Source organism: Kitasatospora terrestris, assembly GCF_039542905.1.
Taxonomy (GTDB): Bacteria; Actinomycetota; Actinomycetes; order Streptomycetales; family Streptomycetaceae; genus Kitasatospora; species Kitasatospora terrestris.
In genome coordinates this window covers 3,508,812-3,524,356 of record NZ_BAABIS010000001.1, presented here as the reverse complement: position 1 = coordinate 3,524,356, position 15,545 = coordinate 3,508,812, and the positions used below count along the sequence as shown (strand labels likewise).

General features: G+C 73.0%; 15 protein-coding genes. 12 read left to right on the top strand and 3 right to left on the bottom strand.

Features of this window, described 5'->3' with window-relative positions:
• Window positions 1-2: 2 nt before the first annotated feature.
• The 4 genes from rimI to ABEB06_RS15980 are packed head-to-tail and all read left to right on the top strand — an operon-like array spanning window position 3 to window position 2,747.
• A complete protein-coding gene (rimI, locus tag ABEB06_RS15995) occupies window positions 3-482 on the top strand; it encodes a ribosomal protein S18-alanine N-acetyltransferase (protein ID WP_345697538.1) in 480 nt (159 codons plus the stop codon).
• Window positions 475-1,572 carry a tRNA (adenosine(37)-N6)-threonylcarbamoyltransferase complex transferase subunit TsaD gene (tsaD, locus tag ABEB06_RS15990; protein WP_345697537.1) on the top strand — a complete coding sequence of 366 codons (1,098 nt, stop codon included), beginning with the start codon at window positions 475-477 and terminating at the stop codon, window positions 1,570-1,572. The genes rimI and tsaD overlap by 8 nt, the downstream gene beginning before the upstream one ends.
• The gene (locus tag ABEB06_RS15985) at window positions 1,569-1,829 is read left to right on the top strand and encodes a hypothetical protein (RefSeq protein ID WP_345697536.1); all 261 of its coding nucleotides are present in this window, start codon (window positions 1,569-1,571) and stop codon (window positions 1,827-1,829) included. Before tsaD ends, ABEB06_RS15985 begins: the two co-directional genes overlap by 4 nt.
• Window positions 1,830-1,874: 45 nt before the next feature.
• On the top strand, window positions 1,875-2,747 hold the full coding sequence (locus ABEB06_RS15980; protein WP_345697535.1) for a polysaccharide deacetylase family protein: 873 nt from the start codon (window positions 1,875-1,877) through the stop codon (window positions 2,745-2,747).
• Here ABEB06_RS15980 and ABEB06_RS15975 read toward each other — a convergent pair.
• Window positions 2,723-3,901, bottom strand: a complete 1,179-nt coding sequence (locus ABEB06_RS15975) for a class I SAM-dependent methyltransferase (RefSeq protein WP_345697534.1) — start codon at window positions 3,899-3,901, stop codon at window positions 2,723-2,725. The genes ABEB06_RS15980 and ABEB06_RS15975 overlap by 25 nt on opposite strands.
• Window positions 3,902-4,115: 214 nt before the next feature.
• Between ABEB06_RS15975 and groES the strand changes: the two genes are divergently transcribed.
• The 3 genes from groES (at window position 4,116) to ABEB06_RS15960 (ending at window position 7,243) form a co-directional block, all read left to right on the top strand.
• Window positions 4,116-4,421, top strand: coding sequence for a co-chaperone GroES (gene groES, locus ABEB06_RS15970; protein ID WP_014136232.1), 306 nt, complete (start codon window positions 4,116-4,118; stop codon window positions 4,419-4,421).
• A gap of 98 nt (window positions 4,422-4,519) precedes the next feature.
• Window positions 4,520-6,154: a chaperonin GroEL gene (gene groL / locus ABEB06_RS15965; RefSeq protein ID WP_345697533.1), complete on the top strand. Its 1,635-nt coding sequence runs from the start codon at window positions 4,520-4,522 to the stop codon at window positions 6,152-6,154.
• An 84-nt stretch (window positions 6,155-6,238) separates the two neighbouring features.
• The gene (locus tag ABEB06_RS15960) at window positions 6,239-7,243 is read left to right on the top strand and encodes a LysR family transcriptional regulator (protein ID WP_345697532.1); all 1,005 of its coding nucleotides are present in this window, start codon (window positions 6,239-6,241) and stop codon (window positions 7,241-7,243) included.
• A gap of 34 nt (window positions 7,244-7,277) precedes the next feature.
• On the opposite strand, the gene ABEB06_RS15955 is transcribed toward ABEB06_RS15960, so the two are convergent.
• The gene (locus tag ABEB06_RS15955) at window positions 7,278-7,604 is read right to left on the bottom strand and encodes a WhiB family transcriptional regulator (protein ID WP_345697531.1); all 327 of its coding nucleotides are present in this window, start codon (window positions 7,602-7,604) and stop codon (window positions 7,278-7,280) included.
• 544 nt (window positions 7,605-8,148) lie between these two features.
• Between ABEB06_RS15955 and ABEB06_RS15950 the strand changes: the two genes are divergently transcribed.
• From ABEB06_RS15950 to guaB, 3 genes are all read left to right on the top strand, one after another.
• On the top strand, window positions 8,149-8,760 hold the full coding sequence (locus tag ABEB06_RS15950) for a response regulator transcription factor (protein WP_014136228.1): 612 nt from the start codon (window positions 8,149-8,151) through the stop codon (window positions 8,758-8,760).
• Between the two features lie 174 nt (window positions 8,761-8,934).
• Window positions 8,935-9,630 (top strand): RNA polymerase sigma factor ShbA, encoded by a 696-nt coding sequence (gene shbA, locus ABEB06_RS15945; RefSeq protein WP_345697530.1) that lies wholly within the window; start codon window positions 8,935-8,937, stop codon window positions 9,628-9,630.
• A 273-nt stretch (window positions 9,631-9,903) separates the two neighbouring features.
• Window positions 9,904-11,406 carry an IMP dehydrogenase gene (gene guaB / locus ABEB06_RS15940; protein ID WP_345697529.1) on the top strand — a complete coding sequence of 501 codons (1,503 nt, stop codon included), beginning with the start codon at window positions 9,904-9,906 and terminating at the stop codon, window positions 11,404-11,406.
• A gap of 53 nt (window positions 11,407-11,459) precedes the next feature.
• On the opposite strand, the gene ABEB06_RS15935 is transcribed toward guaB, so the two are convergent.
• On the bottom strand, window positions 11,460-12,056 hold the full coding sequence (locus ABEB06_RS15935) for a hypothetical protein (RefSeq protein ID WP_345697528.1): 597 nt from the start codon (window positions 12,054-12,056) through the stop codon (window positions 11,460-11,462).
• A gap of 118 nt (window positions 12,057-12,174) precedes the next feature.
• Between ABEB06_RS15935 and ABEB06_RS15930 the strand changes: the two genes are divergently transcribed.
• Entirely contained in the window at window positions 12,175-13,302 is a 1,128-nt protein-coding gene (locus tag ABEB06_RS15930) for a GuaB3 family IMP dehydrogenase-related protein (RefSeq protein ID WP_345697527.1), read from the top strand.
• Window positions 13,303-13,469: 167 nt separating this feature from the next.
• Window positions 13,470-15,482, top strand: a complete 2,013-nt coding sequence (locus ABEB06_RS15925; protein WP_345697526.1) for a serine/threonine-protein kinase — start codon at window positions 13,470-13,472, stop codon at window positions 15,480-15,482.
• Window positions 15,483-15,545: the final 63 nt, after the last annotated feature.

Here is a 15,545-nt window from a genome sequence, read left to right as displayed (position 1 = left end):
CCATGCGGTGGTGGGACATCGAGCCGGTCATGGAACTCGAACTGCGCCTCTTCCCCGAGGACGCCTGGTCGCGCGGCATGTACTGGTCCGAGCTGGCCGAGGCGCACGACGGCGGCACCCGGCACTACACCGTCGCCACCGACCCGGACGGCGCGATCCTCGGCTACGCCGGGCTGATGGCGGTCGGTGGGGAGAGCGACGTCCAGACCATCGCCGTCGACACCGAACGACAGGGCCGCGGCCTCGGCGGCGCCCTGCTCACCGACCTGATCGAGGAGTCGCGCCGCCGCGGCTGCGCCGAACTGCTGCTGGAGGTGCGGGTCGACAACGCCCGCGCCCAGCAGCTGTACGAGCGCCACGGGTTCCGGCCGGTCGGCATCCGCCGCGGCTACTACCAGCCGGCCAACGTGGACGCGCTGGTGATGCGCCTCGACCACCCCACGCACGAAGCTCACGAATCCAAGGACCCTGACCATGGCTGACGAACCCCTCGTCCTCGGCATCGAGACCTCCTGCGACGAGACCGGCGTCGGCATCGTCCGCGGCACCACCCTGCTCGCCGACGCGGTCGCCTCCAGCGTCAACGACCACGCCCGCTACGGCGGCGTCGTCCCGGAGATCGCCAGCCGCGCGCACCTGGAGGCGATGGTCCCCACCATCCGGCGCGCCCTGGACACCGCCGGGGTCAAGGCGAGCGACCTGGACGGCATCGCGGTCACCGCCGGCCCCGGCCTGGCCGGCGCCCTGCTGGTCGGCGTCAGCGCCGCCAAGGCCTACGCCTGGGCGCTCGACAAGCCGCTGTACGGCGTCAACCACCTCGCCTCGCACATCTGCGTCGACCAGCTGGAGCACGGCCGGCTGCCCGAGCCGACCATGGCGCTGCTGGTCTCCGGCGGCCACTCCTCGCTGCTGCTGTCCTCCGACATCACCAGCGACGTCCGCCCGCTCGGCGCCACCATCGACGACGCCGCCGGCGAGGCCTTCGACAAGGTCGCCCGGGTGCTCGGCCTCGGCTTCCCCGGCGGCCCGGTGGTCGACCGGATGGCCCGCGAGGGCGACGGGAAGGCCATCGCCTTCCCGCGCGGCCTGAGCAACGCCGGCGACCCGGCGTACGACTTCTCCTTCTCCGGCCTGAAGACCGCCGTCGCCCGCTGGGTGGAGGCCAGGCGCCGGGCCGGCGAGGAGGTGCCGGTCGCCGACGTCGCCGCGTCCTTCCAGGAGGCCGTCACCGACGTGCTCACCCGCAAGGCGGTCCGCGCCTGCAAGGACAACGGCGTCGACCACCTGATGATCGGCGGCGGCGTGGCCGCCAACTCCCGGCTGCGCGAGATGGCCCAGCAGCGCTGCGACAAGGCCGGCATCGTGCTGCGGGTGCCCCGGCCGGGCCTGTGCACCGACAACGGCGCGATGGTCGCCGCGCTCGGCTCCGAGATGGTCTGGCGGAACCGCGCCGCGTCCTCCTTCGACCTGTCCGCGGACTCCTCGCTGCCGGTCACCGAGACGCACGTGCCGGGCACCCCGGCCGAGCACGGCGACGTCCACGCGCACGCCCACCGGGCGCTCTCCTCGTGACCCTGGCCCGGATGTGGGAGGCCCGCGCCGCCGACGGGCGCGGGCCCGAACTGCACGCCTGGGTCCGGGAGGTCGCGCTGCCCGCGCTGCGCGGCACGCCCGGCCTGGAGCGCGCCGAGGTGCTCACCGCGCCGGGCGAGCGGGTGCTGCTGATCACCTGGTGGACGGGCGAGGCCGCGGACGCGCCCGAGACCCCCGCCGATCTGCTGGCAAGACCCGTCCACAGGTGGACATTCAGCCGCACCCACGTCGAGTAGCGTTCCCTGAGACGTCGCTGGGCGATTCCGGGGAGAGCGGTAACGGTGAAGAAGACGTACGGCGCGGTGGCCGTGCTGGCCCTGCTGGCGACCGCCACCGGCTGCGGGGGATCCGCGCCGAGCTCCGCCAACAACCTCCCCGTACCCGCCTCTTCGGCCCCCGCGGCCGCGCCCTCGGCGTCCGGTCCTGCCGCCGCGTCAGCGGCCGCCGGCTCGGGCGCCGGGTGGGCCAAGTGGGGTCTGCAGCCGCTCGCCGCCGCCCCGGCCGCGCCCGCCGACAAGCCGATCAAGCTGGCCGGGTCCGGTGCCGTGCCGGTGTTCAGCGAGGTGCCGACCAAGGACAGGGTCGTCTTCATCACCATCGACGACGGCGCCGAGAAGGACCCGAGGTTCGTCGAGATGATGACCGACCTCAAGGTCCCCGTCTCGATGTTCCTGACCCGCGACATCGTCAAGGACGACTACGGCTACTTCAAGCCGCTCCAGGCGCTCGGCAACCACATCCACAACCACACCGTGGACCACGCGATCATGAGCAAGGTCCCGGCCGAGAAGCAGCACTCCGAGATCTGCGACGCCCAGACCGCCCTCACCGGGCAGTACGGCACCGCCCCGCTGCTGTTCCGCCCGCCCTACGGCGACGGCGCCAACACGGCGGCCCTCAACACCGCGGTGCAGCAGTGCGGTCCGCGCGCGATCGTGCTCTGGCGCGAGTCCATGCAGATCCACGACATGCAGTACCAGGCCGCCGACAAGAAGCTGAAGCCCGGCGACATCATCCTCGCCCACTTCCGCGGCCCCAAGGACCTCAAGGGCGAGACCATGACCGAGATGTTCGCCGAGATGCTGCGCCGCATCCACGAGCAGGGCTTCGCGGTCGCCCGCCTGGAGGACTACATCCAGGCCCCGACCGGCTGACCCAGCATCATCAGCGGCCCGTGGTCGGTGCGGGAGAGGATCACCGTCGCCGTGTTCGGCCCGGAGGGCTTCAGTTGGCGGCGCAGCTCCTCCGGGGTGACCGACATGCCGCGCTTCTTGATCACCACGGTGCCGACCTTCCGTTCGCGCAGCAGCGCCTTGAGCTTCTTGACGTTGTACGGCAGGACGTCGGTCAGCTCGAAGGCGTGCGCGAACGGGGTGGGCACCAGTCGGTCGGAGGTGACGTACGCGATCATCGGGTCGATCAGCCGGCCCCCGACCTGCGCGGCCACCTCGGCGACCATGTGGGCGCGGATCACCGCGCCGTCCGGCTCGTACAGGTAGCGGCCGACCGGGCCGGCCTCCGGATCCGGGAGGTCGCCGCCGGTGAGCGTCCGGTCGCCCGGGAGCAGGGTGGCGCGGTGCGGGGCGGCCGCCCCCGTGCCGAACCAGATCACCGCCTCCTTCACGTCGCCGTGGTCGGAGACCCATTCCGCCTCCGCACCGTCCGGGACCAGCTCGTGCGGGATGCCCGGGGCGACCTTCAGCGCGCCGTACGGGGTGCGCCGGGCCGCCTCGACCGCCCAGGACAGCGGCGGCGAGTACGCCTCCGGGTCGAACACCCGGCCCCGCGAGGTGCGCCGCGCCGGGTCGGTGAAGACCGCGTCGTACCCGGTGGTGTCGACCTCGGAGACGTCCGCGCAGCGCACCTCGACGAGCTCGGCCAGGCCCAGCGCCGCCGCGTTCGCCTCGGCGACCGCGCAGGTCAGCGGGTCGCGGTCGACCGCCAGCACCGCCACCCCGGCGCGGGCCAGGGCGATCGCGTCGCCGCCGATCCCGCAGCACAGGTCGGCGAGGCGCGCCACGCCGAGCCCGGCGAAGCGCCGGGCCCGCCAGTCGGCGACGCTGCGCCGGGTCGCCTGCTCGACGCCGTCCGGGGTGAAGAACATCGCCTCGGCGTCCGCGCCGAACTTGTCCCGGGCCCGCTGTCGCAGCCGGGCCTGCTCGAACGCGGCCCGGACCAGTTCGGCCGGGTGGTCCCGGCGCAGCCGGGTGGCCAGCGCCAGCTCCTCGGACGGCGTGAACTCCCGCAGCTCGGCCAGCAGGTCGCGGCCCTGACCGGTCAGCAGCGCCCGGAACGATTCGATCTCCACGGGACCATTCTCCCCCGGGTCCGCGCGAGTTCCGCGCGACGCTGTTGGCACTCTGGTTGACTGAGTGCTAACGGCGTCCTAAGGTCGTTCCTGGCACTCCCCCCAGGGAGAGTGCTAACGCGATGGAGCGTGTCTGACCCCCGCGACGGCAGACGTGCGGTCATCGCCCCCTACCTGTTAGACAACCCCGTAATCTCCGAAGGGGAGCTCGGACGTGACCACCAGCAGCAAGGTTGCCATCAAGCCGCTCGAGGACCGCATCGTGGTCCAGCCGCTCGACGCCGAGACCACCACGGCCTCCGGCCTGGTTATCCCGGACACCGCCAAGGAGAAGCCCCAGGAGGGCGTCGTCCTGGCCGTCGGCCCGGGCCGCTTCGAGGACGGCCAGCGCCTGCCGCTCGACGTCGCCGTCGGTGACATCGTCCTGTACTCGAAGTACGGCGGCACCGAGGTGAAGTACCAGGGCGAGGAGTACCTGGTCCTCTCGGCTCGCGACGTCCTCGCGATCATCGAGAAGTAAGTCGTTCCAGCCCGCCCCGGATCCGTGTCAGTACTGACAGGGGCCCGGGGCGCGGTTGTTGGTTCACGTAGGCAGCACAACCCTAGGGAAACGGGATCATGGCGAAGACCCTGCAGTTCGACGAGGACGCCCGCCGCTCGCTGGAGCGCGGCGTCAACAAGCTGGCCGACACCGTCAAGGTGACCATCGGCCCCAAGGGCCGCAACGTCGTCATCGACAAGAAGTTCGGCGCCCCCACCATCACCAACGACGGTGTGACCATCGCCCGCGAGGTCGAGCTCGACGACCCGTACGAGAACCTCGGCGCGCAGCTGGTCAAGGAGGTCGCCACCAAGACCAACGACGTCGCGGGCGACGGCACCACCACCGCCACCGTGCTCGCCCAGGCCCTGGTCAACGAGGGCCTGCGCAACGTCGCCGCCGGCGCCGGCCCGGCCGCCCTGAAGAAGGGCATCGACAAGGCCGTCGCCGCCGTCTCCGAGCACCTGCTCTCCATCGCCCGCGAGATCGAGGGCCAGGAGGACGTCGCCGCCGTCGCCGCCCTCTCCGCGCAGGACCCGCAGGTCGGCGAGCTGATCGGCGAGGCCATCGCCAAGGTCGGCAAGGACGGTGTGATCACCGTCGAGGAGTCCAACACCTTCGGCGTGGAGCTGGACTTCACCGAGGGCATGCAGTTCGACAAGGGCTACCTGTCGCCGTACTTCGTCACCGACGCGGAGCGCCAGGAAGCCGTCCTCGAGGACCCGTACATCCTGATCAACCAGGGCAAGATCTCCTCCATCCAGGAGCTGCTGCCGCTGCTGGAGAAGGTCCTGCAGGCCGGCGCCTCCAAGCCGCTGCTGATCATCGCCGAGGACGTGGACGGCGAGGCGCTCTCCACCCTGGTGGTCAACAAGATCCGCGGCACCTTCAACGCGGTCGCGGTCAAGGCCCCGGGCTTCGGCGACCGCCGCAAGGCCATCCTCGGCGACATCGCCACCCTCACCGGCGGCCAGGTCGTCTCCGAGGAGGTCGGCCTCAAGCTCGACCAGGTCGGCCTGGAGGTGCTCGGCACCGCCCGCCGCGTGACCGTCACCAAGGACGAGACCATCGTCGTCGACGGCGCCGGTGCCTCCGAGGAGGTCGCCGGCCGGGTCAACCAGATCAAGGCCGAGATCGCCAACACCGACTCCGACTGGGACCGCGAGAAGCTGCAGGAGCGCCTGGCCAAGCTGGCCGGCGGCGTCTGCGTCATCAAGGTCGGCGCGGCCACCGAGGTCGAGCTCAAGGAGCGCAAGCACCGCCTGGAGGACGCCATCTCCGCGACCCGCGCCGCGGTCGAGGAGGGCATCGTCGCCGGTGGTGGCGCCTCCCTCGTGCACGCCCAGAAGGTGCTGGCCGACGGCCTCGGCCTGACCGGCGACGAGGCGACCGGTGTCGCGGTCGTCCGCAAGGCGCTCGCCGAGCCGCTGCGCTGGATCGCCCAGAACGCCGGCCTCGAGGGCTACGTCATCACCCACAAGGTCGCGGAGCTGGAGGCCGGCCACGGCTTCAACGCCGCCACCGGCGAGTACGGCGACCTGCTGAAGGCCGGCGTCATCGACCCGGTCAAGGTCACCCGCTCCGCCCTGGAGAACGCCGCCTCCATCGCCTCCCTGCTGCTCACCACCGAGACCCTCGTGGTGGAGAAGAAGGAGGAGGAGGCCGACAACGGGCACGGCCACTCGCACGGCGGCCACGGCCACAGCCACTGAGGCACGCGGCACGGCTTGAACAGCTGACCAGGGGCGCGAGGAACCATTCCTCGCGCCCCTGGCGCTTTCCGTATCGTTGACCCCGTGATCGAAGCCCGCCATCTGCGTGTCCTGCGTGCCGTCTCCAGGACCGGGTCCTACTCCGCCGCCGCCCGGGAGCTGGGCTGCACCCAGCCGGCGGTGAGCCAGCAGATGAAGGCGCTGGAGAAGTCGGTGGCCACCCCGCTGGTGGTGCGCTCGGGCAAGGGCATGCAGCTGAGCGAGGCCGGCCGGGTGCTGCTGAAGCACGCCACGGGGATCCTCGCGGGCCTGTCCGCCGCCGAGGAGGAGGTCGCGGCGATCGCCGGACTGAGGGCCGGACGGGTGCGGTTGGTGTCGTTCCCGACCGCGAGTTCCACCCTGGTGCCGCGTTCCGTCGCCCGGTTGCGTGCCGCCCGTCCGGGGGTGCGCGTGTCGCTGGTGGAGGCGGAGCCGCCGGAGTCGCTGACGATGCTGCGCGGCGGCGAGTGCGAGGTGGCGCTGGCGTTCCGCTACCCGGACTCGCAGGGCGGCGCCGCCTTCCGCCCGTCGCCGCACGCCACGCCGCGCGAGGCGCGGGCCGAGGCGGCGCTGGAGGCGGCCGCCTCGGCGGCGGCGAACGACTGGTCGGACCTGGTGGTGCGCCCGCTGCTGGACGACCCGCTGGTGGGCGTGGTGCCGGAGGGGCACCCGCTGGCGGACCGCGGCGCCGACCGCCCGGTGGAGCTGGCGGAGCTCTCCGGCGAGCAGTGGATCGCGGGCTGCCCGCAGTGCCGGGGGCACCTGGTGGAGCTGTGCGCGGACGCCGGCTTCGAGCCCCGGATCGACTTCGCGACCGACGACTACCCCGCGGTGGTCGGCCTGGTGGCGGCCGGGCTGGGAGTGGCGGTGCTGCCGGGGCTGGCGCTGGAGTCGGTGCGCCACACCGGGGTGGTCGCGGTACCGGTGCGGGCGGCGGTCGGCGGGCCGGCCCGCCGTCAGGTGGTGGCGCTGACCCTGCCGGACCTGGCGGAGGTCCCGGCGGTGGCGCTGATGCTGGATCAGCTGGAGGCGGCGGCGGCCCCGCGCTGAGCGCCGCCCGGCACGGCCGGCACGGCCGGCGCGGTCAGCGCCGGATGGTGCTCGGCATGGCCAGCGGCACCTCGGCCAGCCGGTTGCGGGCCCGGCCCAGCAACTCCTCGCGCTCGTCCTCGGTCAGTCCGCCCCAGACGCCGTAGGGCTCGCGCACCGCCAGGGCGTGGGCGGCGCACTGGGCGCGTACCGGGCAGCGCATGCACACCTCTTTGGCGCTCGCCTCGCGCGAGCTCCGGGCGGCCCCGCGCTCGCCCTCCGGGTGGAAGAAGAGCGAGCTGTCCACGCCGCGGCAGGCGGCGGACAGCTGCCAGTCCCACAGGTCGGCGTTGGGGCCGGGGAGGCGGGAGAAATCTGCCATGGCTCATACCCTTCGAGGACTCGGGACCTGACAGCTCGGCGAGGATGGTGCGGCGAGGCTGCACGGGGCCGGTAGGGACACCTGGAAATATGACTTACGCCAACCAACAGGACAAGTCACCCACAGACCGGCACAACAGTCAATGACCCCACAGAAGCTATAAAAACGGACAAACGGGGCAATAGGTTTGGACGGGTGTGCTGCGGCAACCGGGTGGCGCGCCGGGCGCGGAAGGCCGTCGGACGGCGTGCAGGACGCGGGCACCGCGCGCGAGCAGCACAAAAGTGCGGCGTGTGCACCGCGAGGTGCCTGATCCGTGATGGGTTGGCCACGTACAGTGGTGGAGATGGCCCTGAAGGCCGTAACTCATTCGGGTGACGGTCGTTGGATGTGCGGAGGCGGTTAGCGGGCGTGGGAGCCCGGGAACGATCGCGGTGGCATCGGCGATCAATTCCGGGGTCCGTCGTCGGCCGGCCGTGTCGGAGAGGTTCGTACCAGCCAGGAGGCTCAACGTGACGCGGATCAGCTGCGGAGGACGACGGTCATGACATCCGTACTCGTCTGCGACGATTCCCCGCTCGCCCGGGAGGCGCTTCGCCGTGCGGTCGCGACCGTGCCCGGCGTCGACCGGGTGACCACTGCGACGAACGGTGAGGAGGTCCTCCGCCGCTGGGTGGCCGACCGCTCCGATCTCGTTCTGATGGACGTCCGGATGCCCGGCCTCGGCGGGGTGGAGACGGTCCGCCGACTGCTCTCGGCCGACCCGGGCGCCCGCATCATCATGCTCACCGTCGCCGAGGACCTGGACGGCGTGGCGCTCGCGGTCGCCGCCGGCGCCCGCGGGTACCTGCACAAGGACGCCTCGCGCGCCGAACTGCGGGCCACCGTCACCCAGGCGCTCGCCGACCCGACCTGGCGGCTCGCGCCGCGCCGGCTGCGCAGCCCCGACATGGGTGCCGCGCCGACGTTGACGGCGCGTGAGATCCAGGTGCTGGAGGGCATGAGCCACGGCCGCAGCAACGCCGAGATCGGTCGCGAGCTGTTCCTCTCCGAGGACACCGTGAAGACCCACGCCCGGCGGCTGTTCAAGAAGCTCGGCGCCTCGGACCGCGCGCACGCGGTGGCGCTCGGCTTCCGCTGGGGCCTGGTCCGCTGAGCGCGGACGTGTGACGTTGCGGTCCCGAGGCTGCACCATGGAGGAGTGGAGCACCTCGGGGACCAGCGGACAGGCAGGGGAGGCGGCACGGTGCACCCGGCGACGCATAACGTTCCGATGCACAAGTCCGGACGCGGTGCCGCGTTTTCCGCGCCGAGCAGGCACCATGGACCGATGCGCGACGACGAGGCAGCCGCCCCGAGTGCGGCCCGGCCCGAGCCGGCCCGGCCCGAGCCCGAGGGCCCGGCCGCCGATCCGTCGTACGCGTCGGACCGTCGTGCCGAGCAGCCGGCCGGCTCCACCTCGCCGGAGATCGCCGAACTGGTCGCGGCCGCGGTGCGCGGCGAGGGTCCGGCGATCGAGGCGCTGCTGGGCTACGTCCTCCCGCTGGCGCTGCGCTACTGCCGGGGCCGGCTGGTCCGGCTGCCCGGCAACGCGAGGCACCACGTGGACGACGTCGCGCAGGAGGTCTGCGTCGCCGTGTTCGTGGCGCTGCCGCGCTACCGCGACACCGGGCGTCCCTTCGAGGCCTTCGTGTACGGGATCGCAGCGCACAAGGTCGCCGATCTGCAGCGGGCCGCGATGCGCGGGCCAGGCTCGACGGTGATCCCGCCGGACGACCTGCCGGAGACGCCGGACGAGTCGCTCGGCCCGGAGGAGCGGGCGCTGCTGAGCAGTGACGCCGCCTGGATCAAGGAGCTGCTGTCCAACCTGCCGGCCCGCCAGCGCGAGCTGGTGCTGCTGCGGGTGGCGGACGGGCTGTCGGCCGAGGAGACCGGCGAGGTGCTGGGGATGTCGCCGGGCGCCGTCCGGGTGGCCCAGCACCGGGCGCTGAGCCGGCTCCGCGCGCTCGCGGAAGAGTCCTCGTAGCTCCGGTGTTGTCAAGAAGGCGCGACGGGGACACCCCCGGACACCAGTACCATGGGGTATCGGCGCCTGGTCGGGTCGCCAAAGTTTCGTGGGTGTGAGCGGGGTTTCCTCGGAGGTTCCTCCAAACACCGGGCGTCTTGGCGGCCGAGGCCGATGCCGGTGCGCGCGGGTGGTCGCCGCGACCGCGGCCGTCCACCCAGCAGAGAGACGTGCCCGGAAACCCTCGCTGGGCGCGACAGAGATCGACGGCCCGCCACGGAAGGTCCCCTTCACATGTCTTACAACGCCGCAGGCGTACCCGAGAAGTTCGCGATGCTCGGACTCACGTACGACGACGTCCTGCTGCTGCCCGGGGCCTCCGAGGTGCTCCCCAACCAGGTCGACACCTCCTCGCGGGTCTCGCGCAACGTTCGGGTCAACATCCCCCTGCTGTCCGCGGCGATGGACAAGGTCACCGAGTCGCGGATGGCGATCGCGATGGCCCGTCAGGGCGGCGTCGGCGTGCTGCACCGCAACCTGTCGATCGAGGACCAGGTCAACCAGGTCGACCTGGTGAAGCGCTCCGAGTCCGGCATGGTCACCGACCCGATCACCGTCGGCCCGGAGGCCACCCTGGCCGAGGCGGACGCGCTGTGCGCCCGCTTCCGGATCTCCGGCGTGCCGGTCGCCTCGCCCGACGGCAAGCTGCTGGGCATCGTGACCAACCGTGACATGGCCTTCGAGAGCGACCGCAGCCGCCGGGTCTCCGAGATCATGACGCCGATGCCGCTGATCACCGGCAAGGTCGGGATCTCCGGCGAGGACGCGATGGCGCTGCTGCGCCGCCACAAGATCGAGAAGCTGCCGCTGGTCGACGACGAGGGCCGGATCAAGGGCCTGATCACCGTCAAGGACTTCGTCAAGGCTGAGAAGTACCCCAACGCCGCCAAGGACGCCGAGGGCCGTCTGCTGGTCGGCGCCGCCGTGGGCGCCTCCGCCGAGGCCTTCGACCGGGCCCAGGCCCTGGTCGGCGCCGGCGTGGACTTCCTGGTCGTCGACACCTCGCACGGCCACTCGCACAACGCGCTGGCCTGGATCGCCAAGATCAAGGCCGCGGTCGGCGTCGACGTGGTCGGCGGCAACGTCGCCACCCGCGACGGCGCCCAGGCGCTGATCGACGCCGGCGTGGACGGCGTCAAGGTCGGCGTCGGCCCGGGCTCCATCTGCACCACCCGCGTGGTCGCCGGCATCGGCGTCCCGCAGGTCACCGCGATCTACGAGGCCGCGCTCGCCTGCCAGGCGGCCGGCGTGCCGGTGATCGGCGACGGCGGCCTGCAGTACTCCGGCGACATCGGCAAGGCGCTGGCCGCCGGCGCCGACACCGTGATGCTCGGCTCGCTGCTGGCCGGCTGCGAGGAGTCGCCGGGCGAGCTGCTGTTCATCAACGGCAAGCAGTTCAAGTCCTACCGCGGCATGGGCTCGCTGGGCGCCATGCAGTCCCGCGGCCAGGCGAAGTCCTTCTCCAAGGACCGCTACTTCCAGGCCGACGTCTCCTCCGACGAGAAGCTGATCGCCGAGGGCATCGAGGGCCAGGTCCCCTACCGCGGCCCGCTCTCCGCGGTGCTGTACCAGCTGGTCGGCGGCCTGCGCCAGACCATGGGCTACGTGGGCGCCGCCACCGTCGCCGAGATGGAGTCCAAGGGCCGGTTCGTGCGGATCACCTCCGCGGGCCTCAAGGAGAGCCACCCGCACGACATCCAGATGACCGTCGAGGCGCCGAACTACACCAGCCGCTGACGGTACGACCTTCGAAGGGGCGCGGGGTTCCACCCCGCGCCCCTTCGCGCGCTCTAGCCCAGGTCCAGGTGGATCGGGGTGCCCGGCGGGAGGTCGCGGACCTGGACGGCGATCTGGGTGAACAGGGTGCGGTGCACGTCCTTGTCGCTCAGCTCCAGGTTGTCCACCTCGTCCGCGCCGCCCAGGAAGAGCGGGTGGCGGTGGCACACCACCTGGTCGAAGGCGAGCGGGCCGGTCTGCGGGTTGGCGGCGCGCCACTCCAGGTACTGGGCGAGCAGCAGCAGGTCGTCGGCCTCGGCGGCGACCACGTCGTGCCACTCGTCCAGGCTCAGCTCGCTCTCCAGGAACTCGTCCGAGCCGAAGTCCACCGCGGCCACCGTGCCGTCCTCGGTGTTCACCGCGAACTCGCGGCCCAGCCAGTCGAAGGCGAACACCCCGTACCGCTCGGCGAAGCCCGGGACCAGCTCGGCGCAGGCGGCGTTCGCCGAGGCGGCGCTGTCGGCGGTGTGGAACCGGTACAGGCCGTCGGCCAGGGTCGACCCGCCCATCGGGCCGAGCACGCGGCGGACGGGATCGGGGTACCCGGACAGGTCCCCGGGCCGCGCTTCCCGTGCCGTGACGGGAAACGCGTCGGTGAGAGCAGCGAACATGGGCGAACCCTAAGCGTCCGCCACTCGGCCGGGCGCGGCAGGGGGCCGGACGGTGCGGGATACTGGTGGGCGGCCGGGGTGACCCGGTCGGGAGATGAAAGCTGCAGAAGGGCTCGAAGTGACTGAGATCGAGATCGGGCGAGGCAAGCGCGGCCGACGGGCGTACGCCTTCGACGACATCGCCGTCGTCCCCAGCCGCCGTACCCGGGACCCGAAGGAGGTCTCGATCGCCTGGCAGATCGACGCCTACCGCTTCGAGCTGCCGTTCCTCGCGGCCCCGATGGACAGCGTGGTCTCGCCCGCCCAGGCGATCGCCATCGGCCAGCTCGGCGGCCTCGGCGTGCTGAACCTCGAGGGCCTGTGGACCCGCTACGAGGACCCGCAGCCGCTGTTCGACGAGATCGCCTCGATCTCCGACGAGGTGGCCGCCACCCGTCGCCTGCAGGAGATCTACGCCGAGCCGATCAAGGCCGAGCTGATCAAGGAGCGGATCAAGCAGGTCCGCGACTCCGGCGTGGTCACCGCCGCCGCGCTCTCGCCGCAGCGCACCGCCGAGTTCTCCAAGGCCGTCGTCGACGCCGGGGTGGACGTCTTCGTCATCCGCGGCACCACGGTCTCCGCCGAGCACGTCTCCGGCGCGGCCGAGCCGCTCAACCTCAAGCAGTTCATCTACGAGCTCGACGTGCCGGTGATCGTCGGCGGCTGCGCCACGTACACCGCCGCGCTGCACCTGATGCGCACCGGCGCGGCCGGCGTGCTGGTCGGCTTCGGCGGCGGCGCTGCGCACACCACCCGGGGCGTGCTGGGCATCCAGGTGCCGATGGCGACCGCGGTGGCCGACGTGGCCGCCGCCCGCCGCGACTACATGGACGAGTCCGGCGGCCGCTACGTGCACGTCATCGCGGACGGCGGCGTCGGCTACAGCGGCGACATCCCGAAGGCCGTCGCCTGCGGCGCGGACGCGGTGATGATCGGTGCCGCGCTGGCCCGGGCCACCGACGCGCCCGGCAAGGGCTACCACTGGGGCATGGAGGCGGTCCACGAGGAGCTGCCGCGCGGCAAGCGCGTGGACCTCGGCACCGTCGGCACCACCGAGGAGATCCTCACCGGCCCCTCGCACACCCCGGACGGCACCATGAACCTGTTCGGCGCGCTGCGCCGGGCCATGGCGACCACCGGCTACACCGAGCTGAAGGAGTTCCAGCGGGTCGAGGTGACCGTCAACCCGGCGCTCAACCACCGCTGACGATCCGTCAGTTGACGATCAGGGCCCCCGCCGCCGGCGGGGGCCCCTCGTATTTCCCCGACCCGGCCGGCCGGGCGGCGGCGAAGGGTGGGGCCGGTTGGCCAGCGGGTGCCCCGGCAGGGGATGATGGAACCTCTGGCCGGTAACACACGGGGGAGAGCGCACCGATGACGCAGCCGCAGAAGTCCACCGGCCGTCTGTTGGCGGGGCGTTACCGGCTCAACGACGTGCTCGGCCGGGGCGGCATGGGCACGGTCTGGCGGGCCGAGGACGAGATGCTCGGCCGGATCGTCGCGGTCAAGGAACTGCGGATGACCGGCGCCGTCGACGAGGACGAGAAGCACCGCCTGATCGTCCGCACGCTGCGCGAGGCCAAGGCCACCGCCCGGATCCGGCACACCGCCGCCGTCACCGTCTTCGACGTGGTCGAGGAGGACGAGCGGCCCTGGATCGTGATGGAGCTGGTGGAGTCCCGCTCGCTCGCCGAGGTGATCAAGGACGACGGCACCCTCACGCCGGTCCGGGCCGCGGAGATCGCGCTCGACCTGCTGGGCGTGCTCGGCGCCGCGCACGCCCAGGGCGTGCTGCACCGCGACGTGAAGCCGTCCAACGTGCTGATCGGCGAGGACGGGCGGGTGGTCCTCACCGACTTCGGCATCGCCAGCGTCGAGGGCGACACCTCCATCACCTCCACCGGCATGCTGGTCGGCGCCCCCTCGTACATCTCGCCCGAGCGGGCGCGCGGCCAGAAGCCCGGCCCGCCCGCCGACCTCTGGTCGCTCGGCGGCACGCTGTACGCGATGGTCGAGGGCAAGCCGCCGTACGACCGCGGCTCCGCGCTGGCCACGCTGACCGCCGTGATGACCGAGGAGCTGGAGACGCCGGCGAACGCCGGCCCGCTGGCACCGGTGATCGAGGGCCTGCTGGCCAAGGACCCGGCCGAGCGCCTCGACGCGGCGGCCGCCCGGGCGATGCTCAAGCGGATCGTCGCGGACGGCGCGGCCCGCGCGGAGGCGACCACGCAGCAGGCGGTGCCGGCCCCGGTGGCGGCCGCGGCGGGGGCGTCGTCGGCGGCGTCCGGGTCGGCTGCGAAGGCCGACGGCACGGCGAAGGCCGACGGCGCGGCGAAGGCCGGTGCCGAGCAGGGCTCCCGGGCCCCGCAGGGCGCCGCGCGGCCCGCGACCGCCTCGCGCGGCGTGAGCGTCCGGCGTGCTCCGGGCACGGTCCGGGGCGGGAGCGCCGCCGGCGGTGCGGTGGCCGCGGCGGGCGGCGCCGGCGTTCCGCGCGGCGCGGACGCCGTGAGCGGCGCGCCCGCTCCTGCGGCCGGTGCCGGGACGCCCGGCGCGGCGAACGCCGCGGTGGAGCCCGCCGAGGCGGAGACCGGGCTGCTCGCCACGGTCGGCGCCCGGCTGACCCCGGACCGGCGGCGGACCGCGCTGCTCGCCGCCGCGGCCCTGGTCGCGGTCCTGGCGCTGGTCGCCGGGCTGGTCGCGCTGGTGCGGGACGGCGATCCGGACGGCAGGACCTCCGCCGACGGGGCGTCGGCCCCGGCCTCGGCCCAGGCGTCGGCCGGCGGTACCGGCGGGACGGGCGCCTCGGGTGCCCCGGCGAGCCCGGCGGCCTCGACCCCGGCCCCGGCGGCCTCGCCGCAGGGCGGCGGCTCGCCGCAGGGCGGCGGCTCGTCGCAGGGCGGCGGGGCGGCGTCCGCGGGCACCTCGGCGGGCGGCACGCTGCCGGCCGGGTTCGCCACCTTCAAGGACGCCTCGGGCTTCTCCATAGCCCTGCCGGACTGGCTCGCCGACAAGGGCCCGGACTACGACGACACCAGCCGGCGCTTCGAGGGCCGCGGCGTGCGCCTGGTGATCGACTGGCAGAGCCCGGCGGGCGGCAGCGCCCTGAAGGACTGGCAGGACTCCGACCGGTCGGCCAACTTCAGCAACTACCGGCGGATCCGGGTCGAGGGCATGACCTTCCGGACCTGGACCAACGCGGCCGACTGGGAGTGGACGTACTCCGGCAAGAGCGGCGCCACCCAGCACTCGCTCAACCGGGGCTTCGTGACCGGCGGCGGCAAGTACGGCTACGCGATCTACTGGACCATGCCCGAGTCGGACTGGAGCCTTCCGGCCAACTCGCAGGCGCGGCAGGTCTCGTACGACACCTTCGAACCGGCGCCGTAGCGCCGGTGCGGCCGGCCCGGGGGTGCGGGCGCGGCGGTGCGGCGGCGGATGACGGCCGCTTCG